The sequence below is a fragment of the Bradyrhizobium sp. GW821-FHT12B03 genome, from assembly GCF_058807535.1.
Genome location: NZ_JBXAQU010000003.1, coordinates 400,367 through 423,454, shown reverse-complemented (window position 1 = coordinate 423,454; position 23,088 = coordinate 400,367). Strand labels below are relative to the sequence as shown.

General features: G+C 64.6%; 24 protein-coding genes and 1 pseudogene. 15 read left to right on the top strand and 10 right to left on the bottom strand.

What is annotated here, in order from left to right; genetic code table 11:
• Positions 1–105 precede the first annotated feature (105 nt).
• Complete coding sequence (locus AC1RUR_RS09045; protein WP_492842924.1) at positions 106–1,188, top strand: substrate-binding domain-containing protein; 1,083 nt, start codon at positions 106–108, stop codon at positions 1,186–1,188.
• A 78-nt stretch (positions 1,189–1,266) separates the two neighbouring features.
• Positions 1,267–1,641 (top strand): winged helix-turn-helix domain-containing protein, encoded by a 375-nt coding sequence (locus tag AC1RUR_RS09040; protein WP_492842922.1) that lies wholly within the window; start codon positions 1,267–1,269, stop codon positions 1,639–1,641.
• 25 nt (positions 1,642–1,666) lie between these two features.
• Here the strand turns inward: AC1RUR_RS09040 and AC1RUR_RS09035 are convergent, their stop codons facing one another.
• A complete protein-coding gene (locus tag AC1RUR_RS09035; RefSeq protein WP_492842920.1) occupies positions 1,667–2,245 on the bottom strand; it encodes a hypothetical protein in 579 nt (192 codons plus the stop codon).
• A 162-nt stretch (positions 2,246–2,407) separates the two neighbouring features.
• On the opposite strand from AC1RUR_RS09035, the gene AC1RUR_RS09030 reads away from it, so the two are divergent.
• From AC1RUR_RS09030 to AC1RUR_RS09020, 3 genes are all read left to right on the top strand, one after another.
• Positions 2,408–3,346, top strand: coding sequence for a LysR family transcriptional regulator (locus AC1RUR_RS09030; RefSeq protein WP_492842918.1), 939 nt, complete (start codon positions 2,408–2,410; stop codon positions 3,344–3,346).
• A 154-nt stretch (positions 3,347–3,500) separates the two neighbouring features.
• Positions 3,501–4,469: an AraC family transcriptional regulator gene (locus AC1RUR_RS09025; RefSeq protein ID WP_492842916.1), complete on the top strand. Its 969-nt coding sequence runs from the start codon at positions 3,501–3,503 to the stop codon at positions 4,467–4,469.
• A gap of 158 nt (positions 4,470–4,627) precedes the next feature.
• Entirely contained in the window at positions 4,628–6,553 is a 1,926-nt protein-coding gene (locus AC1RUR_RS09020) for a sensor domain-containing diguanylate cyclase (protein ID WP_492842914.1), read from the top strand.
• A 10-nt stretch (positions 6,554–6,563) separates the two neighbouring features.
• On the opposite strand, the gene AC1RUR_RS09015 is transcribed toward AC1RUR_RS09020, so the two are convergent.
• The 5 genes and pseudogenes from AC1RUR_RS09015 to AC1RUR_RS08995 form a co-directional block, all read right to left on the bottom strand.
• The gene (locus AC1RUR_RS09015) at positions 6,564–7,145 is read right to left on the bottom strand and encodes a TIGR00645 family protein (RefSeq protein WP_492842912.1); all 582 of its coding nucleotides are present in this window, start codon (positions 7,143–7,145) and stop codon (positions 6,564–6,566) included.
• Between the two features lie 34 nt (positions 7,146–7,179).
• Entirely contained in the window at positions 7,180–7,818 is a 639-nt protein-coding gene (locus AC1RUR_RS09010; protein WP_492842910.1) for a TerC family protein, read from the bottom strand.
• Positions 7,819–7,824: 6 nt separating this feature from the next.
• On the bottom strand, positions 7,825–8,178 hold the full coding sequence (locus AC1RUR_RS09005) for a hypothetical protein (protein WP_492842908.1): 354 nt from the start codon (positions 8,176–8,178) through the stop codon (positions 7,825–7,827).
• A 2-nt stretch (positions 8,179–8,180) separates the two neighbouring features.
• Positions 8,181–8,642, bottom strand: a complete 462-nt coding sequence (locus AC1RUR_RS09000) for a TerB family tellurite resistance protein (RefSeq protein WP_492842906.1) — start codon at positions 8,640–8,642, stop codon at positions 8,181–8,183.
• Between the two features lie 351 nt (positions 8,643–8,993).
• Positions 8,994–9,206 (bottom strand): annotated as a pseudogene (locus AC1RUR_RS08995) (hypothetical protein); the annotation flags it as partial.
• 131 nt (positions 9,207–9,337) lie between these two features.
• Here AC1RUR_RS08995 and AC1RUR_RS08990 point away from each other — a divergent pair.
• The 3 genes from AC1RUR_RS08990 (at position 9,338) to AC1RUR_RS08980 (ending at position 11,667) form a co-directional block, all read left to right on the top strand.
• Entirely contained in the window at positions 9,338–10,165 is an 828-nt protein-coding gene (locus AC1RUR_RS08990) for a class II glutamine amidotransferase (protein WP_492842904.1), read from the top strand.
• 18 nt (positions 10,166–10,183) lie between these two features.
• Positions 10,184–11,413: a carboxylate-amine ligase gene (locus AC1RUR_RS08985; RefSeq protein WP_492842902.1), complete on the top strand. Its 1,230-nt coding sequence runs from the start codon at positions 10,184–10,186 to the stop codon at positions 11,411–11,413.
• A 68-nt stretch (positions 11,414–11,481) separates the two neighbouring features.
• The gene (locus AC1RUR_RS08980; RefSeq protein ID WP_492842900.1) at positions 11,482–11,667 is read left to right on the top strand and encodes a hypothetical protein; all 186 of its coding nucleotides are present in this window, start codon (positions 11,482–11,484) and stop codon (positions 11,665–11,667) included.
• Here AC1RUR_RS08980 and AC1RUR_RS08975 read toward each other — a convergent pair.
• Positions 11,652–11,855 carry a hypothetical protein gene (locus AC1RUR_RS08975; RefSeq protein WP_492842898.1) on the bottom strand — a complete coding sequence of 68 codons (204 nt, stop codon included), beginning with the start codon at positions 11,853–11,855 and terminating at the stop codon, positions 11,652–11,654. The two genes, AC1RUR_RS08980 and AC1RUR_RS08975, sit on opposite strands and share 16 nt — an antisense overlap.
• A gap of 405 nt (positions 11,856–12,260) precedes the next feature.
• On the opposite strand from AC1RUR_RS08975, the gene AC1RUR_RS08970 reads away from it, so the two are divergent.
• Together AC1RUR_RS08970 and AC1RUR_RS08965 are read left to right on the top strand one after the other, a co-directional pair.
• Positions 12,261–13,400: a hypothetical protein gene (locus AC1RUR_RS08970; RefSeq protein ID WP_492842896.1), complete on the top strand. Its 1,140-nt coding sequence runs from the start codon at positions 12,261–12,263 to the stop codon at positions 13,398–13,400.
• Positions 13,401–13,578: 178 nt separating this feature from the next.
• Positions 13,579–13,878, top strand: coding sequence for a hypothetical protein (locus AC1RUR_RS08965; RefSeq protein WP_492842894.1), 300 nt, complete (start codon positions 13,579–13,581; stop codon positions 13,876–13,878).
• A gap of 65 nt (positions 13,879–13,943) precedes the next feature.
• Here the strand turns inward: AC1RUR_RS08965 and gor are convergent, their stop codons facing one another.
• Genes gor through rpiA form a run of 3 tightly spaced genes read right to left on the bottom strand, consistent with a single transcriptional unit; the run spans position 13,944 to position 16,625 of the window.
• Entirely contained in the window at positions 13,944–15,332 is a 1,389-nt protein-coding gene (gor, locus tag AC1RUR_RS08960) for a glutathione-disulfide reductase (protein ID WP_492842892.1), read from the bottom strand.
• A 46-nt stretch (positions 15,333–15,378) separates the two neighbouring features.
• Positions 15,379–15,897 (bottom strand): DUF2059 domain-containing protein, encoded by a 519-nt coding sequence (locus AC1RUR_RS08955; protein ID WP_492842890.1) that lies wholly within the window; start codon positions 15,895–15,897, stop codon positions 15,379–15,381.
• Between the two features lie 2 nt (positions 15,898–15,899).
• The gene (rpiA, locus tag AC1RUR_RS08950; RefSeq protein WP_492842888.1) at positions 15,900–16,625 is read right to left on the bottom strand and encodes a ribose-5-phosphate isomerase RpiA; all 726 of its coding nucleotides are present in this window, start codon (positions 16,623–16,625) and stop codon (positions 15,900–15,902) included.
• A 154-nt stretch (positions 16,626–16,779) separates the two neighbouring features.
• On the opposite strand from rpiA, the gene AC1RUR_RS08945 reads away from it, so the two are divergent.
• The 5 genes from AC1RUR_RS08945 to AC1RUR_RS08925 all read left to right on the top strand — a co-directional run bounded on the left by AC1RUR_RS08945 (position 16,780) and on the right by AC1RUR_RS08925 (position 22,939).
• Complete coding sequence (locus AC1RUR_RS08945) at positions 16,780–17,454, top strand: HAD family hydrolase (RefSeq protein WP_492842886.1); 675 nt, start codon at positions 16,780–16,782, stop codon at positions 17,452–17,454.
• 154 nt (positions 17,455–17,608) lie between these two features.
• The gene (locus AC1RUR_RS08940) at positions 17,609–18,085 is read left to right on the top strand and encodes a hypothetical protein (protein WP_492842884.1); all 477 of its coding nucleotides are present in this window, start codon (positions 17,609–17,611) and stop codon (positions 18,083–18,085) included.
• Between the two features lie 115 nt (positions 18,086–18,200).
• Entirely contained in the window at positions 18,201–19,235 is a 1,035-nt protein-coding gene (gene moaA, locus AC1RUR_RS08935) for a GTP 3',8-cyclase MoaA (protein ID WP_492842882.1), read from the top strand.
• A 502-nt stretch (positions 19,236–19,737) separates the two neighbouring features.
• Positions 19,738–20,895, top strand: a complete 1,158-nt coding sequence (locus tag AC1RUR_RS08930; protein WP_492842880.1) for a helix-turn-helix domain-containing protein — start codon at positions 19,738–19,740, stop codon at positions 20,893–20,895.
• Positions 20,896–20,956: 61 nt separating this feature from the next.
• Positions 20,957–22,939, top strand: coding sequence for a serine hydrolase (locus AC1RUR_RS08925; protein ID WP_492842878.1), 1,983 nt, complete (start codon positions 20,957–20,959; stop codon positions 22,937–22,939).
• Positions 22,940–23,088 lie beyond the last annotated feature (149 nt).

Genomic DNA, 23,088 nt, shown 5'->3' with positions numbered 1-23,088 from the left:
CTCCTGTTCTGGCATACCAGACTAGGCGCCTATTTGTCGGAGTAAATATGATATGATGTGCCGATGGGCGCCCACTATATGAAGTACACTTCATAAGGATGATCGATGCTTCAGATCGAGATCGAGGCCGTCTGGCGGTTTCGCCGCGACGGCAATCCGCGCACCGCCGTCATCATGCTCGGCGTTCTCAACGAAATCCGGAAGACCGGAAAGATCACCAGCGCGGCCGCCGACGCGCACCTGTCCTACCGGCACGTCTGGAATCTGATCGAGCAATGGTCGGAGTTCTTCGGCACGCCGCTGGTCGAGACCCAGCGCGGCAAGGGCTCGAAACTCACGCCGTTCGGGGAGCGGCTGGTATGGGCCGGCGAGCGCATGCAGGCGCGGCTCGGGCCGCAGCTGGAAAACCTGGCGCAGGAGCTTGCCAGCGAGATCAAGCCGTTCCTCGAGCAGCGCCCCTCGGTGATCCGCGTCCATGCCAGCCACGGCTTTGCGGTGGCCAAGCTGCGCGAATTCCTCGACCGCGAGCCCGGCATCGGCGTCGACCTGCGCTATGTCAGCAATCAGCATTCGCTGGTCTCGCTGGCGCAGGGCGCCTGCGATCTGTCCGGCCTGCATCTGCCGCACGGCGCGCTGCGCGCCCAGGGCATCAAGGCCGCGCGCGAATGGCTCGATCCGCGCGAGGACCGCATCATCAGCTTCGTCACCCGCGAGATGGGGCTGATGGTTGCGCGCGGCAATCCGCTGCGTATCGCCTCTCTGAGTGACCTCACCAATCCAAAAGTCCGCTTCGTCAACCGCGACCATGATTCCGGCACGCGCCTGCTGTTCGACCAACTGCTCGCGGCAAACGGCATCGACGAAGGCAAGATCAACGGCGCGCAGCAGATCGAGTTCACCCACGCCGCGGTCGCCGCCTATGTCGCCAGCGGCATGGCGGATGCGAGCTTCGGCGTCGAGGCGGCCGCCCGGCATTTCGGCCTCGATTTCATCCGCATCGTGACCGAGGATTATTTCTTCGTCTGTAAGCGCGCGTTTCTCGACACCGAACCGATGCAGCGCATCCTCGAGATCATGCGCAGCGCCGATTTTCGTGCCGCCGTTGCGAGCCTGCCCGGCTACGTCCCGTCCGAGACCGGCACTGTCACCGGCGTGAAGGCGTTTCTGGAGATGCATGCCGTGCGATGATGAAGGACGACTCGCTCGCCTTGTCGGTCGCGGGCAAGAGTGGCAATCTCGCCGGCGAACAGATCAAGAGACCCAATCATGTCGCGCGCGAGCGCCAAATCGCTTCCCCAACTGAGCCTTCGCATCGACCTCGACGGCGACGATCGCATCGGCCCCGGCAAGATCGAGCTTCTGGAGCAGATTCGCGAGCACGGCTCGATCTCCGCGGCCGGCCGCGCCATGGACATGTCCTATAAGCGCGCCTGGGATCTCGTGGACGAGATCAACCGCATCTGCGGACATGCCGCCGTCGAGCCGCAGGCCGGCGGCAAGAACGGCGGCGGTGCGATGCTCACGCCGTTTGGCGAGAAACTTGTTGCGCGCTACCGCAAGATCGAGCGCGACGCCGCACGCGCAGTGCACAAGGAGCTGGAAGCGCTCAGGAGCGACATCGCCCGTTCGCGCAAATCGTGAACGGAGCCGCCCTCGGCACCATCGATCAGATCAGCGGCTCGTCCTTGAGCGCCGACACCACCTGCTCGCCGCGATCGGTGAGGCGATAGGTCACCAGCGGACGGCTCGACGGCGGCTTGCGGTCGATCTCGACGATGTAGCCGCGCACCATCAGCGCTTCGAAACTGCCGTAATAGCCGAACATGCTGATCTGGTTCTGCTTGAGCAGCTTGAACTCACGCAGCAGGCGGATCTCGTTGCCCGAGAGCAGCGACCTCCGCACGCGCTGCACGAACCGCGCGCGCTGCTCGAACCACGCCTGGTCGGGCAATTCGTACACGACCGGCGCAGGATCACGCTCGCAGGGACGCGCCTCCGGCACGCCCTCGACCATGACCGGCGGCAGGCACGGCATGCTGCCGACGACGGCGTCCTTGGCGACGTCGAGCAGCGCGATGGGCCAGCGCCGCTTGTTGTCCACCATGACCGGCGGCGGCACAACGTTGTCGCGCACCAATTGCTCGAAACGGCCGGCGGTCACGCCGACATAGGCGGCTGCCCGACGGCGATCGACCAGACGGGTGTCCGGCCCGTGCTCCAGCTCGCAAGCGATATTCTCGTTCACCCCGAAATCCCCTGGCGCGTCGTTGCGCGAGGCCCGGGCGGCCCAATTGGGACCGGCCGAACCGGCGGCGAACCTAGGGGGGACCAGCGCTCTCGAAAAGCAGAGAATTTCGTACATGTTGCTGCCGTTTCGGCAGCGGCTATAGTCGTTGCCGGGGGACCCATGCGCTTTCATTCACCGGCCATCCAATACTTCCACGCTGTCCGCCGCACCGGCTCGATCCGGGCCGCCGCACGCGTCCTGAACGTCGCCTCCTCGGCGGTTAGTCGCCAGATTCTCAAGCTCGAGCAAGAGGTTGGGTCACCCCTGTTCGAGCGCAATGCGCGCGGCCTGACGCTGACGACGGTCGGCGAGATGCTGGCTCGGCACGTCATGAACGTGTTCCAGGACCTCGACCGCTTCCGCTCGGACGTCGCGTCCCTGTCGGGCAACTGGCGCGGCACCGTCAGCATCGCCTGTATCGAATCGCTGACGGAATCCGTGCTGCCGGACCTGATCGCCTCGCATCGCGGCCGCGCCCGCCGCGTCAGCTTCACCACCGAGGTGAAGGGATCGTCGGACGTGCTGGAGGCCCTCAGCCGCGGCGAAGCCGACATCGGCATCGCCATGGCGCTCCGCCATCCGCCGGATTTGCGCCAGGTTGCCCTGAAGCGGTTTCGGCTCGGCGCGGTGGTCTCGCGCGAGCACCCGCTGGCGCGCCGCAAGACGGTGACGCTGGAGCAATGCCTCGCCTTCCCCGTCATCAACGCTCTGCCGGAGCTGTCGATCTATCATCTGCTCCAGCCGCTGATTGCGCAGCTCTCCGAGACGCCGGAGCCGGCGATCCAGGCCAATTCGATCGACCTGATGCGCGAGCTCGCCGCACGCGGCGTCGGCGTCGCCTTCCAGACCCAGCTCGGCATCAACAGGCTGTCGCGCGACGGCCAGCTCGTCTTTCTGCCGCTCGACAACGCCGGCAGCCCGGTCTGGTCCGACCTCGGTATCTATGTGCGCGCCGAGCGCACCCTGCCCGCCTACACCGACTCCTTTCTCCAGGAGCTGGTGCGCGAACTGGGCGAGCGCGAGCGGCGCGAGAACGCGGCCTATCCGCAAACGCCATAGCATCTCGACACAGCACTGCAGTGGCCATGCCCGTGGTCTTGCGGACTTGCGTAAGGCACGGTTGCTCCGGCAACGTTTCCGGCCGATGTCGCACGCGCGAGGTCGAGGACGCGCCGGCACATGCCGAACGCCGCAGACCCCCTGGGACCCCAAGATGCCGGTACGTTGGCTCAAGCCGTCACGAGTCCTGAGCATCGAGCGCTACAGCGACTTCGAGGCTTTTCGTCCGAGCGAGGTGCTGGGCGGCGGCATCAGCACCCCGCTCGAGCCGCGCGAGTTCTCGCTGCACCGCGCCGTCCTGCCGCTCCAGGACGGTCTGTTCGTGCTCCAGCGGACGTTCGCCCGGCGCCTTCAGGCCAATATCGGGATAGACCAGGGCGTCGGCCTCGTCATCCCCCTTGCCTTCCACTCGATCGCCAACGGGCGCGAGATCGACAATTCGATGATCGGAATCGTGCGCGGCAAGGTGCCGACCGAGGCGGTCGAGCATCACGCCAACACCTACCTGATGCTGCGCTTCAACTCCGACATGCGCCATCGCGGCTGGGCGGACTACGAGACCGGGCTCGAATTCGCGCGTCTCAGCGACGGCACGATGGCGCGCCTGCGCGCGACCATTCTCGACATGTTCTGCCTGGCCTCGCAGTGCAACGATCCCAGGCAGTTCGAAGCCATCGACCGGCCGATCCAGGAAAGGCTGCTCGCGAACCTCGATGCCGCCCTTGCCCCCATCGACACGCGCGACGTCCGGCGCGGGTCCTTCGACAAGCATCGCAAGCTGGTCGCAAGGCTGGACGAGGCGGCCACGCTGTCCGGCGGCGTCCCGCTCTACAGCGGCGACCTCGCCAATACGCTCGGCGTCTCCGTCCGCACGCTCCAGAGCGCGACACAAACGGTGCATGGCGTCAGCCTGCATCAGCATCTCAGGCTGAAGCGGCTGTGGTCGACCCGCACGCAGCTCATGAGCGGAGGTAGCGGCATGATGGTGAAGGCCGCGGCGCTCGCGAACGGCTTCTGGCACATGGGCGAGTTCTCGACACTCTACAAGACGACGTTCGGCGAGACGCCATCCGGGACGCTGGCGCGGGCCCGTGATTTTGCGGGCGAGAGTCCGCGCCTCTGAGAGAGCTACGGTCAAACACGGGCACTTTGCCGGTTTCCGACGACTGCCTGCACGCGCCGTTAATGACACGGCGAGTTGCCGGCCTGCGCAGCTGCGGAAATTAGCTACTCGGAAACACCGCTTGGCGATCGTGGCCGGGATCAATCCGGAACAGCCCGATGCCGTCGAAACGTATTCATGCCGAGATCCAGCGTCACCCGACCATGGTCGTCTGGGCCTTCGTCGTGCTGATGAGCGCATGCGTGCTCGGGCTCGTGGCATGGAAGGCGACGCTCGGCCGCGACGCGACGCTGACGCGCAACGAGGAGGACATCCAGAACCTCGTGCATTCGCTCGCCCAGCATGCCGTGCATTCGTTCCAGGCGCCCGACGTCGCGATGAGCGGCATCGTGGATCTCCTGAAATACCGCAAGCCCGAGAGCGCCGCGCGGTTCACGGCCCACCTGGCGAGCACCGTGCGATCGCTGCCCCAGCTCCGCGAACTCAAGGTGCTCGATCGCAACGGCGATACGATCTATTCGAGCGCGACGACGCCTCCGTCCCACAACAATGCCGACCGCGACTATTTCCGCTTTCACCGGGACAATCCGGACTCCGGCCTGCACATCAGCGGACCTCTCGACTCGCGAACCACGGGACAGCCCACCATCGTGCTGTCGAAGCGCATCAGCGACGCCGCGAGCGGCGCGTTTTCCGGCATCGTCATGGGGTCGATCCCCTGCGACTATTTCGGCGAGTTCTATCGTTCGTTCTGGGTCGGGGAGCACGGCGCCATCAGCCTGATCACCGGCGACGGCACTGTGCTGGTCCGCTGGCCGTCGGGCTCCGCCGGCCGCGACCTCTCCGGCACGCCGCTGTTCCAGACCCGCCTGAAGCAGACCCCCGTAGGCTATTACAAGATCACTTCGCCCTTCGACGGGATCAGCAAGTATTTCGGCTACGAGCAGAGCCAGCGCTATCCCATCGTCGTCACCGTCGCACGATCGGAAGCGCAGATCCTCGACGGATGGTACCAGAACCTGCAATGGGACGCCCTGGTGGCCGCGTTCTTCCTGCTCGTGGTCGCCGGGACCGCGGTGCTGCTGGCGCGGCAATTCCGCTACCGCTCGCATCTCGAGCAGTCGCTGCGCGAACGCGAGGAGCGCTACCGCCTGCTCGCCGACAACATCGCCGACATCGTCGTCGTGCTCGATGCCGAAGGGGTCTGCCGCTACGTCTCGCAATCGGTCCATACGGCACTCGGCATGACCGAAGATATGGTGATCGGCCGCTCCTGCCTCGCACTCGTCCATCCCGACGACCGCGAGATGGTGGCGAGGAGCGCGGAATTCCTCGACGACAGCGGCCGTCCGCGCTCGATCAGCTTCCGCGTCAGGCGGCCCGACGGCGCGGTGGTATGGCTGGAATCCAACTTCCGTCCTGCCCACGGACTCGGCACCGGCGGCATCGAGACCGTAGCGGTGCTGCGCGACATCACGCAGCGCAAGCTGCTCGAGGAGGAGCTATCGACGGCGAACCGCCGCCTCGCCCAGCTCGCCACCACCGACGGCCTGACACGGCTCGCCAATCGCCGCAGCTTCGACAGCTTCCTGCGCGAGGCCTATGCGCGCAATTCGATTCTGTCGGTGCTGATGATCGACATCGATCATTTCAAGGGCTTCAACGACACGCTGGGACACCAGGCGGGCGATGCCTGTCTGCGCCAGATCGCGGACGTGATCGAGAGCGTCACCGCCAGCACCAACACCGGCGGTCAGGCCGCTCGATATGGCGGCGAGGAATTCGCGATCGTGCTTCCGGGCATGACGGAGGAGCAAGGGCTGGAGATCGCCGAGCAGTTGCGGCAGTCGATCAGAGCGCTCGACATCCGCCATCCGGCGGCGCCGCGCGGCCACGTCAGCGTCAGCATCGGCGTCGCCGCCAGGGACGCGGCCTGCGACGACGACATCATGCTGGTTCGCGAGGCCGACATCGCGCTCTACCACGCCAAGGACACCGGCCGGAACCGCGCGGTCGCGAGCAGCTCTCTCCGCACCGGTGAAACCGCCTCGCCGCCCCTCGCCGACCTGGATCTGGCCAGCTAGACATTCAAACTCAGCCGTGACCGGCCTCCTTGCGGTGCCCGGTCTCGCCGAGACGGTCGACCCAGGCGATGCCGATCGCCGAGACGATGAAGGTCAGGTGGATCAGCACCTGCCACATCACGCCGGTCTCGGTGAAGTTGCTGCGCGTCGTGCCGAGATTGCCCGCCTCGATGAAGGTCCTGAGCAGCGAGATCGAGGAAATGCCGATGATCGCCATCGCCAGCTTGATCTTGAGCACGCTGGCATTGACGTGACTGAGCCACTCAGGCTCGTCCGGATGGCCGCTCAGATTCAGGCGCGAGACGAAGGTCTCGTAGCCGCCGACGATCACCATGATCAGAAGGTTCGAGATCATCACGACGTCGATCAGCCCGAGCACGACCAGCATGATCTGCTGCTCGCTGGCGTCGAACGAGTGGAGAACCAGGTGCCAGAGCTCTTTCAGGAACAACAGCACGTAGACGGCTTGCGCGATGATGAGGCCGACATAGAGCGGCACCTGCAGCCAGCGCGAGCCAAAGATGACCTGCGCAAACAGGCCGATCGGCGGCGGCACAGGCGCCACCGAAGGTGCTTTGGGTTCAGACGTCATGGATCACTCCGCAGTGCGGGCAAGGGGCGTCGCTTTAGAGGCTTGCGATGACCGGCGCAAGCTCGAGCGAACCGCGATAGATCATCTCGAAGGCAACGTAAACGATGATGGCGAGCCCGATATAGGCGATCCAGCGCTGCTTCTGGAGCACGCGGCCGAGCAGATCGGCGGCGACGCCCATCAGGGCGACCGACAGCAACAGGCCGAAGATCAGGATGTAGGGATGCTCGCGCGCGGCGCCCGCGACCGCGAGCACGTTGTCCAGCGACATCGAGACGTCGGCAGCGACGATCTGCGCGGCGGCCTGGCCGAAGGTCTTTCGCGGCGCCGCTGCGGCGCTTCCGCCGCTGCCATGGCTGAACGCGAGCTCGGTGGAATGCGCGGCCTGCTCGCGCAATTCGCGCCACATCTTCCAGCACACCCAGAGCAGCAGCACGCCGCCGGCGAGCAGGAGGCCGATCACCTGCAAGAGCTGCGTCGCGACGCCGGCAAAGACGATACGCAATGCGGTGGCCGCGACGATGCCGACGACGATGGCGCGCCGGCGCTGCTCGGCAGGAAGACCGGCCGCGGCTAGTCCAATGACGACGGCATTGTCGCCGGCCAGCACGAGGTCGATCAGGACGACCTGAAGCAGTGCGGACAGCGCGTCGGCGGTGATGAATTCAGTCATGATCGATCATTTTTTCGGAGCGGACGGATCCAGCCAATGCGGCTTGCGCCGCTCGATCCAGTCGAAGACCTTTGAACGGGAGGAGCGCAGCGCCGGCACGTCCTCGGCAAGCAGCGCGAGACCGAGCGGCAGCATCCAGACGCCGAGCACCGGCAGGATGGACAGCACGCCGCCGACGACGAGCAGCGCGCCGGAAGGAATTCTCACCCAGCGACTGGACGGCTTGAGCAGGTAGGAGACGGTGTCGCCCATGCGCGGCGGCAGGCGATGGACGAGCTTGTCGAGGCGCGGGTCGCCGCCGGCCATCTGGCCGGTGGCGTCCTCGGTTTTCGCCGTACGCTCGTCCGATGCTACGCTCATGCCTACTCCTTTGGGACGGCGCCTGGCGCATGCGGCCCGACCTGTTTTGCCCGCGGCAGCACCAGCGTCAGCAGGCGCAACAGCTTGATTGCCTGGACTTCATGGGGATGCACATCCTCGTCCGCGGCCGCGACGCGCTCCGACAGTTCCATCAGATGCGACGAAAGCGGAAGATTCGAGACGGGGCGCAGCGTGTCGATCACCACATTGGCAAAGTCCGGCTCTTCCAATCGTTCCGCCAGTTCGTCGAACATCGCGAACAATCGGTCGTCGTCGATATGCGGCGCCAATCCGCGATCCCTGATGAAGCGGATCACCTCGTCGCGCTCGACCGGCGAGACGCGGCGGTCGGCGACCGCAACGAGCGCGCCGGCGATGACCAGCGCCACCGCAGCCTGCTCGTTCAGGCTGGACGGCTCGGTGATCTCGATTTCGATCGGATTGGAAGTGGCAGCGTCAGACATCATAGCTCCTCAAGCTTGCGAAATGACCGCGCGGAGCTGCGATGGGGACGATTGGGTCGGAAGGAACTCGAGAGGGCCCGACGATCGGCCGATCCATCGCATTCGCGCGGGACAGGTCATCCGACATCGCGAGGTTGGCCGACATTCGTCGGCGGCCTCGCCAGAGGGGCCCGGATTCTTGTTCGCTTCACAGATAAAGACGGGCCTGTCGGAATCAAGGCGAGAGGACTGCGACCAGCCGCCGCATCGGTTCCATGTTGTCATTTACGGAGACCGTTCGCTGTCGTTTCGCTTACTCCGTCATCCTTCGAGGCTCGCCCAGCGGCGCGATTGCGCCGCAAGGCTCGCGCCTCAGGGTGACGGTGATCGATTGGTGGCGACGCTTCCTGACGCTAACCCCACCCGCTCCGCAAGATGCGCGCGCGAGGGGGGCGGATCGAACCGGTCGCCGAGATATTGCGTTTCGTGCGCCACCAATACGTCGCGGATTTCCATGATGCTCACGACGTAAGACGGCACGCCGTCACGCGTCAGCACGAACTCGCTGACCCAGAGATCGCCGCCGATCGATCTTTGACCGGCTTCGACACGCCCGCCAAACAGGTGTCACGCAGTCGCTGCGGCTTCTGTCGGGAACACAAACGCCGTCGGGTTTGTTGGTGCACTTCAAATGTAACCCTCGACAGGGAACCTGCATGTGCCGCTGGATCGCATACCGGGGCGAGACCACCTCGTTCGAACCTTACGTCACCGAGCCCGAGCATTCGCTGATCGCGCAAAGCATCCGTTCGCTCCAATCCACTGCGGGATCGAACGGCGACGGGTTCGGGCTCGGCTGGTATGGCGAGCATCCGGAGCCCGGCCTTTATCGTGAGACACGACCGGCCTGGTCGGACGAAAACTTGCGCTATCTCTGCCGCCATTTGCGCTCGCACCTGTTCTTCGCCCATGTGCGCGCCGCCACCGGCACGGCGGTGACGCGGCAGAATTGTCATCCTTTCGCCTGCGGCCACTGGATGTTCATGCACAACGGATTCGTCGGCAGCTGGAATCGCCTGCGGCGCAAGGTCGAGGCGCTGATCCCCGATGCCTATTATCCGTCGCGGCTGGGCACCACCGACTCGGAAGCCGTGTTCCTCGCCATGATGGGCGCCGGTCTCGACGGCGACCCGCTCGGCGCGACGCAAGCCGTGCTGCAATCGCTCGTCGGCTTCGTCAACGAAGGTCAGCTCCGCGAGCGGCTGCGCTTCACCAGCGCGATCGCCAACGGCCGGGATCTCTACGCGTTTCGCGTCTCGGTCAACGACGCCGCCAACACGCTCTACTACCGCGAGGCTGGCGACCAGGTCATTGTCGTCTCCGAGCCGTTCGACAAGGAAACGGACTGGGCGGAAGTGCCTGCGAATCACGCCCTGATCGCGCGCGCGTCCGAAAGCGTGAAAATTGTTCCATTCAACCTTGCGATTTCCAGCGGGGCCGAGGCGGAACCCGCCCCTGTCAGACGGATTATTGCCCGCAGGTAACCACTGCCGGGTGGCGCGATGACATTTGCTTCTGACGTCTTGAAACTGCTGCGCCTCGATTCCTCCGACGACAAGCAGCACCTCGTCATTCGCTCCGCCGGTGGCCGCGGCAGGGCGGCGGAATATTCCTTCGGCATCGAGGAGGAATACTTCCTCGCCGATCGGCGCAGCCTGGAGGTCGCGATCCAGACTCCCAACGCGTTGTTCGAATCGGCGAACTGGTCGACCGGCGGCCAGGCGATGCGGGAGATGCTGCAATCCCAGCTCGAGGTCGCCACCAACGTTCACGTCGACGTCAACGACGCGCGCGAGGAGCTGCGCTTTCTCCGCCGCGAAGTGGCGAACGTTGCCGCCCAGTACGGCTTCGTGATCATGGCCTGCGGCACGCATCCGACCGCCGTCTGGCGCATGTCGCAGCCGAGCCCGAAGCCGCGCTATGAGGAGATGATCGAGGATCTGCGCAGCATCGGCCACCGCAACATGATGTGCGGCATGCACGTGCACGTCCAGCTGCCCGATCCCGAGAAGCGGATGGCGGTGATGCGGGCGATGCTGCCGCATCTGCCGCTGTTCATCGCGCTGTCGGCGTCGTCCCCGTTCTGGAATTCGCACAAGACGGGCCTGAAGGGCTACCGCCTGGCGGCCTATTCCGAGCTGCCGCGCACCGGCCTGCCCGAACTGTTCGAAAGCCGGCAGGATTACGACGAGTATGTCGGCGCATTGCAGCGCTCCGGCGTGATCCCCGACGAGAGCCACATCTGGTGGGCGATGCGCCCCTCCATGAAGCATCCGACCCTCGAGCTTCGCGCGCCCGACACCTGCACCTTCGTCGACGACGCCGTTGCCATTGCCTCGCTGTATCGCTGCCTGACGCGGCGTCTGTATCGACGGCCCCATCTGTCGAAGGAGGTCACGGTCGTCGAGCGCGCGATCGCGGTCGAGAACAAATGGCGCGCCCAGCGCTACGGCACCGATTGCATCTTTGCCTCGAAGGACGGGCCAGTCACCATCTCGGAGATGCTCTCCCGCCTGATCGACGGCATCGCCGAGGACGCGGATGCGCTGAATTGCGTGGCCGAGGTCGAGCATTGCCGCACCATCGTGGAACGTGGCAGCTCGGCGGAATTCCAGCTTCGCACCTACCGTGAAAACGGCGATGACATCACAGCCGTGTCACGATGGATCGCTACATCGACGATATCCGGAACGAGCGCTCCGATCGGACGCAGTGCTCAAGCGCCGACATAGCGCCCGCACAAGCTTTGGGAAGGACAACGGCATCCCGGAATCTGCCGTGCCGTGTCCTGGAGGAATGCATGACCGACATCACCTGTTGCAACGGCTGCGGCCACGGCCTGGTGCCCATCCTGTCCGAGAAGGGCGCGACGGCATCAAGCTGCTTCTGGTGCGAAAGTGTCGACGCACGCACGATGGAGATGGCGAAGTGGGCGGACAGCCCCTCCGGCAAGCCCGAGCGCAGCGCGCATCAGTCGTTTGAATGAGCGGCCTCGGGCGTTTTGCGGAATTCGCCTCCCTCGGCGCTGCAATGTCGTCCGGCTTGCAGGATCACCATGCTGAGCAGGTGAGCCAGGAACGAAAGTTCGGCCGTATGAGCGATCTCGCGCAGCTCGGTGCAGATCTCCGCAATGTAGCGGGCGGCCTCCTGCGGCCTTTCGTAGCCATCTTGCATGGAAACTCCCGGGTTAGGGCCGGACGAGAGCTTCTGTCTCGGTTCAAAAGGACAGCTTAGGACGCCTAATCCCGCCGAGCCGAATGCGTTCCGCGGCAGCCTCGGGAACATCCATTCGCTGCACGCTGGCCGCCAGGGCTTGCCGCCAAATTAGACAGCCTGCGTCAGGTTCGCGAGATCGCAGGGTTTGGCCGGACGGTCAGGCGACCCCGGACAACGTGCGGTCTAACCTTCGGCGGAACCACTGGATTTTCTACATCCCGGTCTCGCCATCCCGAGCCGTGAAGGCCGTTTGTTGCTCCGCAACCGAACTGGCCCAAAATTCGCAGAGCAGCATCAGGCCCTGAGTCCCCGCCCCTCGCCACCAGGGAGAGCCGGGACGAACGGATCAGATCGGAGAATGCCATGAACGTGCATGCTGCGGGCGATCTCAAATTCACCGGCCTCACCCGACCGAATGGCACGCCCCTTCGCCTGAACGATCAGGACTTCGTCGCGATCGACCGCGACAAGAATGCGAAGTTCGAGGCGACCTACCGGCCGCAGGCGCTCTACAATCGCGCCAACGAGGGCTTTCACGCCAACAACGAAACCTTCCTGCTGCACGAGGTCGCGACCAACCTGCCGATCTACCGCCCAGACACGGGCCCCACCGATTTCCACCTGCATCTGCCGCCGGGCGGCTTTCAGCTCGTGCTGGTCACCTCGGGCGCCTTCACCTTCGACTATGACGGCCGCTGGTACAATGTCGGCCCCGGCGCGGTGATGCTGCAAAGCGCGATCGTGCACCGCCAGCTGTTCTACACATGGTCGGGACTGTCGACCGAAGAGAATTTGAAGACGCCGCAGACGGTGGTGCCCGATCCGATCTCGATGGGCTATTCCGGCAAATTCCTCGAAGCCTTCATCACCGATCCCACCACCTTTCCGAACCCGACCATCGTCGGCCCGGAGCAGATCAACGAGGACGAAACGCCGCGCGTGGCCTGGAGCCATCCGCTGCACGACCGCCCGGCCGATGCCGGCTTCTGGCTTCAGGATCCCCTGGCGCTGGATGCGCTGTTCAAGCCGCTCACCGATGGTTCCGTCAAATCAGCCTCGCCCGTTTACGTGCGCGACATCGGCGTCGAGATTCCGAGCGGGCATCTCGTCACCGGCCACATCATCGCGACCGACCCGCGTGGCCACGCGCTGTTGCCGAAGAGCACGTCTGCCGCAGCGGAGGCGAGCTGCTTTGCCAAGGGTGAGGTCGTGATCTATCGCGTCATTCGCGGCACGGCCGAGTTCAAGAAAAAGTCGGGTGAGAGCTTTGAACTCTCTGCCGGCGACGTGGTGACGGCAGGCAAGGAGTCGATCAGCCTCATTGGCGTTGGCGAAAACACCCAGGTCCTCCGCCTGGGCTTGCTCAAAGGCATGAACGAGCTGCGCAGCTGGACCCCGACGCAGCGCGACGAGATCGACGGCCTCGCCGGCCAGATCATCACCCACAAGGACGTCCGCCCCCTCCGCACCGAAGGCAGGCCGGTCGGATATCTCTACGGCTGAGCGCCCGCCCTGCTCCGCCGCCCGACGCACGTGGCGCGCGGTCGGATGCGGCGCGATGGTCGCATCGACATCAGCCCTGGTCGCCTTCATCTCAAGGTAATCGCGACCGCCTGGGTGATCGCGGCGGCGCGATCGCCGACGATGTGGCGCCGGCGGAGCAGAGATCTTTGGCGCGAAGGTGCCTCTTCCGCCCGACAATCCTTCTTTCGACTTCGCCATTCCAGAGGACGGGTCTCTTCCCCTCGACGGCGCAGCGCCTTCGATCATCGACAGGCGCGGCAAGCCGCGCTCCATGGCCGCGATCGCCGATCTCGGTGCACGACTGCGATCCCTCGCGCTCGAGCATCCGGACCCCGCTGCCCTGGAGGCGCTGTACCGCAGGTGGCCCGTGGACCGGGCGCCGGACATCACGCCGGGTGCCAAGCTGCGCTATCGCGCGCAGATCGAAACACCTGCCGGGCTGCGGGAGCTCACCTGAATGCCGCAAGCGACCGCCATGCGTCCTCGGAGACCTGCCCCCGAGCCATGGCCGCTCGTACGCTGCTACTCTGCCGCCTGACGCACATGGCGCGCGGTCGGCGTGCGCATGGTGACGAGCTCTTCGGCCGCGGTCGGATGCAGCGCGACCGTCGCGTCGAAATCGGCCTTGGTCGCCTTCATCTTCACCGCGATCGCGACCGCCTGGGTGATCTCGGCGGCGGCGTCACCGACGATGTGGCAGCCGAGCACGCGGTCGGTCGAGCCATCAACGACCAGCTTCATCAGCACGCGGGTGTCGCGGCCCGACATCGTCGCCTTGATGGGACGGAACGTCGTCTTGTAGATGTCGACATGGCTGAACTGGGCGCGCGCTTCGGTCTCCGTCAAACCAACCGTGCCGACCTCCGGCTGCGAGAACACCGCGGTCGGAATGGTGGAATGATCGACCTGCACGGTGCGCTTGCCGAACACGGTGTCGGCGAACGCATGGCCCTCGCGGATCGCGACCGGCGTCAGATTGTGGCGATGGGTGACGTCGCCGATCGCATAGATGCTGTCGACCGAGCTCTTCGAGAAATGATCGACCGCGATGCCGCCGTTGTTCGGATTGATGGCAACGCCGGCCTTCTCGAGGCCGAGATTGGCGACCGCCGGATGGCGACCGATCGCGAACATCACCTGGTCCGAGGCGATGCTCGACCCGTTCGACAGATGCGTGGTGAATTCCTCGCCGTGACGATCGACCTTCGCCACCGTGCAGCCGGTGAGGATGGTGATGCCCTGCTTCTCCATCTCGCTACGGACATGGGCGCGCACGTCCTCGTCGAAGCCGCGCAGGATATTGTCGCCGCGATAGATCACGGTGACGTCGGAGCCGAAGCCGGCGAAGATGCCGGCGAATTCCAGCGCGATATAGCCGCCACCCTGGATCACGATCCGCTTCGGCAGCTTCTTGAGGTGAAACGCTTCGTTGGAGGAGATCACGTGCTCGATGCCCGGGATCGAAGCGCCGTGATTGGGCGCGCCGCCGGTCGCGATCAAGATGTACTTCGCGGTGACCTTCCTGTCGTTCTCGAGCAGGCGGACGGTGTGGGCATCCTCGATCACCGCACGGCTCTTGACGATCTGCGCACCCGACTTTTCGACATTCGTCGTGTAGGCCGCCTCCAGCCGCGCGATCTCCTTGTCCTTGTTGGCAATCAGCGTCGCCCAGTCGAAGCTCATCGCGGGGATGGTCCAGCCGAAGCCGGCGGCGTCCTCGATCTCGTGACGGACATGCGAGCCGATCACGAACAGCTTCTTCGGCACGCAGCCGCGGATCACGCAGGTCCCGCCCATGCGGTACTCTTCCGCGATCATCACGCGGGCGCCGTGACCGGCCGCGATGCGGGCGGCACGCACGCCGCCCGAGCCGCCGCCGATGACGAAGAGGTCGACGTCGAATTCAGCCATTGTCCACTCCGACCTCTTTCAAGAACGACCCTTCAAATAGGTGCGCTCAGATCTCCTTGCCACGCTTGCGCATCTCGGCGCGGAAGGCACCCATCACGGTCTCGGAGAAGTTCTGGGCCCAGGAGTTCATGAAGGCCATGCTGAGCCCGATGGCGCGCGGCTCGGCTTCGATCAGCTTCTTGCCCAGCGGCGACTTGTAGAAGGTGACGAGATCCTTCAGCTCCTGCTCGGTGAACTCGCTGGCATAGACTTGCGCCATGCCTTCGCCGATCTCGTTCTGGCGGCCGTTGAGCTGCTGGGCAACGACCTGGGCGACCTCGGTGAGATCCTTCTGGTAGTTGAGGTTCTGCTGGATCAGCGCGATCTTGGTCTTTTCGACGAGGCCCGGCACGGCACCGGCATACATCGCGCTGGCATTCTTGATCGTGAGAATCTCCTTGGCCGCCGCAATCGCCGCCGGAGAGGATTTTGGCGGAGCCGCCTGCTGGGCGACAGCCGGGGCGGCCGAGAGGGCCAGCCCCACCGCGAGGGTCGCGGCCGGCAAGAATTTCAAGACGCTCTTCATTCCTAGTCTCCTTTCGGCTTTCGCCGTTCAATCACGCGGATTCCCTCGCCACCCGCCAGAACAGCCGAGCTGGCCAAGCCGATGAACAACCCATGCTCGACCACGCCGGGGATCGTACTCAACGCCGCCGCGAGACGGGCCGGATCCGCGATCCGTCCGAGCTGGGCATCGAGGATCCAGTGGCCGCCATCGGTGACGAAAACGTGGCCGTCCTTGTCCCCACCCCTGGCCTTGCGGACCGCCATTTGCCCGGAAACGCCGCAGTCTGCAAATGCCGTCTCGATCGCCCGGCGCGTCGCCCCGAGCCCGAACGGAATGACCTCGATCGGCAGCGGAAACTTGCCGAGCGTCGGCACCCATTTGGTGTCGTCGGCGATCACGATCATGCGATCCGACGCGGCCGCCACGATCTTCTCGCGCAGCAGCGCGCCGCCGCCGCCCTTGATCAGGTTGAGCTCGGGATCGATCTCGTCGGCGCCGTCGACGGTGATGTCGAGATGGTCGATCTCGTCGAGCGTGGTCAGCGGCACCCCACAGCGCATCGCATCGAGGCGCGTCGCCTCGGAGGTCGGCACGCCGATCACCCTGAGCCCCGTGCGCACCCGCTCGCCGAGCAGCTCGACGAAATGCTTGGCGGTCGAGCCGGTGCCGAGCCCGAGCTGCATGCCGTCTCGCACCTCTTCCAGCGCGCGCGCCGCCGCCTGCCGCTTCAACTGGTCCATGTTCACGTGTGCGCCCGCCTTTGGATTCACGAATGCGCCGCCGGGAGTGGCCGCTTGCGGCGGCCTATGTAGCCTCGTTTTCCGCGCGGGAACAGGCCTATAAGGTGATCTTATGGGCCCGCCCCTTGCGCCGGCGCGGCCGGACCGATAGCGCTGGAATATGACCTCCCCCTACACCCTCGTCTTCGATCTCGACGGCACGCTTGTGGATACGGCGCCCGACCTGATCACCGCACTGAACTATGTGCTCGACCGCGAAGGCCTGCCCCCCGTGCCGATGGCCTCGGCCCGCAACATGATCGGCGCGGGCGCCCGCAAGCTGATCGAGCGGGGCCTGGAGGCCGAGGGCCGATCCGTGACGCCCGCGGACATGGACAGGATGACGGCAGATTTCATCGCCTATTACGCCGAGCATATCGCGGTCGAATCGCGCCCCTTCGAGGGGCTCCTGGACGCGCTCGACCTGTTTGCGGCGCAGGGCCATCGGCTGGCGGTCTGCACCAACAAGCTGGAATGGCTGTCCAAGCGGCTTTTGGACCAGCTGGACCTTAGCAGGCGCTTTGCAGCGATCTGCGGCGCCGACACTTTTGGCGTCCAGAAGCCGGATCCGACCATTTTCCGCGAGACGGTGGCCCGCGCCGGCGGGGAGGTGAAGGCCAGCATCATGGTCGGCGACGCCGGAACCGATGTGGGGGTGGCCCGGCGCGCCGGGGTGCCCGTGATCGGGGTCAGCTTCGGCTATACGGACGTGCCGATCGCCGAGCTGAAGCCGGACCGGCTGATCCATCACATGCGCGACCTGCCGGCCGCAGCCCACAGCCTGATGTCGGCGTAGCCGCCACAACGCATTGACACGCCTTGGTTATTCCAGGGAACCCTGCGTTAACCAACTATTAACTATGCGCCGCCCGCCGGTTGCTTGCCCCAGATGACGCTCCTATGGTCGCGCCGGGGTGTGTGGCGGTTCGTCGCAGTAGAAGTGGATGGTCATGCGTCGTGTCATCGCGATTGCGTTAGCGGGGGCAAGCCTGGGTGGCTGCTCCTCGATGTCTTCAATGTCTTGGGACATGTTCAAATCGACCCCGCCGACCGTCCAGGTCCAGCTCGAATCCAGTCCTCCGGGCGCCGATGCCAAGACCTCGCTCGGCCCGGGCTGCAGGACCCCCTGCTCGGTCTCGGTTCCCGCTCCCGACGCCCCTTTCACGGTCGCTTTCGCGCTGCCCAAGTACCAGCCGGCGAGCGTCCCGGTGAACGTCATCAAGAACCCCGGCGATCTCACCACGCCGGCCTCAGTCACCACCGATCCGAATCCGGTGTTTGCGGAACTCCAGCCGGCCACCCCGCCCAAACCGGTGAGGAAACCGCACCGGCCGAAGAAGCCGAAACCGGCCGCAGCCACGCCCGCAGCAGCCGAACCGGCCGCCGCCGGCTCGCCCTTCCCCGATCCGGGCACGGCCAAGCGCTGACTTCCGTTATCGTCCCCAATTGTCCTCGGGCAGCGCGATGCTTAGATTGATTTCGGAGCACCGCTGAAGCAAAAGCAAAGGTGCGCCCGTCGCCGTAAGTGACAAGGCAGTTGATATGAACGGATCTTCCGTGAGCCCCCGCGCAGCGCTGTCGAGCGCCATGACCGATCCGTTCGGGCGGACCATCAGCTATTTGCGTGTCTCGGTCACCGATCGCTGCGACCTGCGCTGCTTCTACTGCATGTCGGAAGACATGACGTTCCTGCCCAAGGCGGACCTCCTGACCCTCGAGGAGCTCGACAGGCTCTGCTCGGCCTTCATCGCCAAGGGCGTGAAGAAGCTGCGCCTCACCGGCGGCGAGCCGCTGGTCCGCCGCAACGTGATGACGCTGGTGCGCTCGCTCTCCCGCCATCTGACGAGCGGCGCCCTGAACGAGCTGACACTGACCACCAACGGCACCCAGCTGGCGAAGCATGCGAAGGAGCTTGCCGATTGCGGTGTCCGCCGCATCAACGTCTCGCTCGACACGCTCGATCCCAAAAAGTTTCGCGAGATCACCCGCTGGGGCGAGATCGACAAGGTGCTGGAAGGCATTGAAGCAGCGCGCGCCGCCGGCCTCGCCGTGAAGATCAACGCGGTCGCGCTGAAGAACCTCAACGAGGACGAGCTTCCCGAATTGATGCGCTGGGCCCACGGCAAGGGCATGGGTCTGACCTTGATCGAGGTCATGCCGATGGGCGAGATCGGCTCAGGCCGCATCGACCAGTATCTGCCGCTGTCGCTGATGCGCGCACGCCTCGCCCAGCAATTCACCCTGACAGACCTCGCCGAGTCCACCGGCGGCCCGGCGCGCTATGTCCGCGTTGCCGAGACCGGCGGCAAGCTCGGCTTCATCACGCCGATGACCCATAATTTCTGCGAATCCTGCAACCGGGTGCGCATCACCTGCACGGGCACGCTGCACACCTGTCTCGGCCACGAGGATGCCTCGGACCTGCGCAAGCCGCTGCGCGCATCTGACGACGACATGCTGCTTGCCGATGCGATCGACCGCGCCATCGGGCTCAAGCCCAAGGGCCACGACTTCATCATCGACCGCCGCCACGACCGACCCAGCGTCTCCAGGCACATGAGCGTGACCGGCGGCTAGAGCATGCGCCGAACCCGGAGAGGCACGCCAGCACATGTCCTCATGATGCGCCTAGCAGACTGATGTCCGGTCATGCTCCGGCAGCGGCTGAAGAGCGGATATTCTCTGAGGTCGCAGATGGGGCCAAAACCAAAACCGGAAGTGACCATTGCGGCGAAGTGAGCGTGGGGCTAGTTTTACACCTCAGGTTCTGAGCCAGGTCCGGGCTCTTCACTCCGATTATTCCGGTTTCGGATCGTCTGAAGGGTACCCCAGTCAAAATCGTCTGGTCATCATGCATAGCGGCGGACGGTGTGTCTGGCGGCGGGTGTGGCGCTTGCCGACGGTTTGCAGACCGTCGGCAATTCGAACAGTCTCGGCTTTTCGGCGCGGCGGTCGAAACACATTACCTCTTGGTTTGAGGCGCAGCACCTCCAGTTCGCCGCCGCTTCGAAATCATCCGCCGAGTCGCATCGGCTACGTCAAGGGCGTCTGAGCGAACCTACGCGGCTTGGCGTCAACAATGGCATTCGGAGTATTTCCGGTCGTGGACACCGGCGGTTTGATGTCGATCGATCTGGGGTTACGGGGCGCCGTCGTTGCACTGTGCCTGCTGATCGCAGGCACAGCGCTGCGCGATCGCCGCGACAGCACGGCCGCGCTGCTGGGCGCCGCGCTCGCGATCGGCGCCGCGGCTTCGATGATCTGCTCAGCGCCGACGTTCCCGCGGCCATATGCGTGGTGGGGCCTGTTGCTGCTGGCGTTGTCCAGCGCGAACTGTGTCGTGTTCTGGCTATGGGCGCGTGCCGCCTTCGATGACGATTTCGCGCCGCGGCCCTGGCATGGCATCTTGTGGACGGCCGTCGCCGTCGCGCAATGGCTGGACGCCAGCGGCGCCACGCGATCGGCCGCGCTCGAGCGTGCGATCGAACGCACGCTGTCGTTCACCTTTCTCGGCCTGGCGTTGTTGGCGGTGGCGCAGACGCTTCTCACCTGGCGGGCGGACCTCGTGCAGGGCCGGCGCCGGCTTCGGCTGGTCGTCTTGATCGGGGCGTCGGCCCAAATCGTTCTCAACTCTTACTTGAGCTTCTTGCAGCAACCCTCGACTCCCACTTTTTCCTTGGCTAGCGTCGCCAACGCCTTCGCTCTGTTCGTGTTGGTCGGCTTGAGCGCATGGAATCTGCTGGAGGCGGGGACGCGTAAAGGTTCGATCCTGCCGCCCGCGACAGATGTCCCCTTAAGCACGCCAGGGAAGGCGTCTGACGATCAGGGCGAGCCTGCCGCGATCGAACCGGCTCTCTTGCGCCGGTTGGAACAGCTTATGACCGTCGAGCGCATCTACCGGCGCGAGAGGTTGACCATTGGAGCGCTAGCCGCCGAGCTTCGCGTGCCGGAATACCGACTGCGGCAGCTCATCAATGAGGGCCTCGGTTACCGCAATTTCAATGCGTTCCTCAATCATTACCGGATCGGGGAAGCCAAGGCGGCGCTGGCCGACCCCGAACAAGTTGAAGTCCCGGTGCTGACAATTGCGATGGACACAGGTTTCCAGTCGATCGGGCCGTTCAACCGCGCCTTCAAGGCGGCGACAAATTTGACCCCAACTGAATTTCGCCGCCTCGCCGTGGCGGGAAATGCGGCCCCGGTAAACGATCGATTGAAGATCGGCCAGTCGAGTTGAGGATTCGGCCAGCCGGTTTACGGGAATCGGCGAGAAGGAATCGAAAACATTCGACAGACTGATGGCGATCCTTCCTCGCAACAGCTGGGACACGGGGCTGCCCATGCAATATCAGCGATTTGCCGTTTCATTGACCGCGTTGGCGGCGCTCACGCTCTGTCTGACGGGTACGGCGCTTGCCGACGATTTGCAGACTGTCGGCGATCCGGACAGTCTCGGCTTTTCGGCAAAGCGCCTGACGCGCATCACCTCCTGGTTTGAGGCGCAGACCAAGAAGGGCGATCCCTCCGGTTTTGTCGTTGGGATCGCACGAGGCGGAAAGCTCGCTTATTTGCAGCCCACTGGCTTTGAGGACCACGACCAGAAAATTCCGATGCGGCCGGATTCGATCTTTCGCATCGGATCGATGACCAAGCAGATCACCAGCGTCGCCACCATGATGCTGGTCGATGAGGGCAAGCTCGAGCTCGACGCCCCCGTGGCGCAGTATTTGCCCGAGCTCAAGAACATGCAGGTCGTCAAGACCGACCCGGCTACGGGAGATGCGATCCTCCTGGAGCTTGAGCCGGCCAAGCGGGCGATGACCATCCGGGACCTTCTGCGCAATACGTCCGGCCTCGTTTATGCATCGCCCGATTATGCCGATCCCGGATATGGCAATACGGCGATCCACTTGCTTTACGGCGTCAAGGCTCCGTTCCGGCGCGACAAGCCCATCGCCGACTTCGTTGCGAGCCTCGGCACTCTCCCGCTTCTGCACCAGCCCGGCGAAGTCTGGGAATATTCCATCGGTTACGATGTTCTCGGCCGCGTCATTGAGGTCGTATCAGGCCAGCCTTTCGACCGGTTTCTGCAAAACCGCCTCTTCGCGCCGCTCCATATGGTCGACAGCGGCTTCTCGGTGCCGGGGGATAAACTCGACCGTCTCGTCGCCGTGCCGGGCGCGCAGCCCAAACCTCTTTCGGATGGGGACGTCGGGAAGCCGCAAACATTCTTTTCGGGTGGCGGAGGGATCGTCTCGACGGTTCCCGACTTCCTGCGATTCTGCCAGATGCTGCTCAACAGCGGCGAGCTCGATGGCGTGCGTATTTTGAAACCGGAAACGGTCCGGCTAATGATGACAAATTCAATGCCGCCCGATATCCACTTCGCGGGACACGAAGCCGGGCCAGCTTATGGGACGGGTTGGGGCCTCGGCTTCGCCATTCGCACCAATCCGGATTTCAGCTTAATCCCGGGCGCGATCGGCAGCTTCAACTGGCAGGGAAGCTGGGGCACATTTTTCTCCGTCGATCCGGTACAGAAGCTGATCCTTGTCATGATGATGCAGCGGCGGCAGCACAATAACAACGGCCTCTACTTCAACGCCATCCGCCGCCTGCCCTATGCGGCATTGAAGGTTCCCGGAGCCCCCGCGCCGCTCACGCCGGAGCCATTGGAAGCCACCGCTCTCACCGACTACGTCGGACGTTACGGCTTCGGCGGCTCCGTAAGTTCGCTGGACAGACAGGCTTTGGTCGCCGACGGTCACGGCTGGATCGGTCTTGAGTCTGTTGTCGTGGAGACCGCTGGCCTCAGGGTGATCAGGCTGGCCGACACAGGTCCCGCCGCGAGGGCGGGCGTCATGGCGGGAGATGTCATAGCCGCTATCGATGACAAGCCGATCAAAGGCCTGACCCTGGAAGCGGCATTTGGCCGGATTTCAGGTCCGGTCAACGCCGCCATCAAGCTCAAGATCATCCGCGCGACGCAGAGCGATCCGATCGTTGTCTTCTTTGCCCGGGAGGCGGTCCCCGAGCACAGTGTTGCGCTTCAAGTCCGTGTCGCGGACGGCAAGCTCGTCGTCGAGGCAACAGGCGGCTGGTCAATCCTCGATTTCGACAAGGGCCGGCCTATGCCTGTGGCGGTTCGGTCGAAAGATGAATTCTACGTCGAGAGCGGCGATCTTACGCGGATCGCCTTCACGCGCGACGCCGCCGGCAAAGTCAACGGCGCGGTTCTCAATCCGGGACCATGGGAGCAACGCGGCGCGCTCGCCCAATAGGTACACTGATAGCTGATGAAATGGAGGAGGCTTGCGCGGCCCAAACATTAAGGCGTCCGACGATCGCCCAATTTCCGGACCGTCCCGGCCGGTCAGGTCACGTCTGCTATGCCCCCGAAAGCGGGCAATCCGGGATTTTTGAGTAAAGG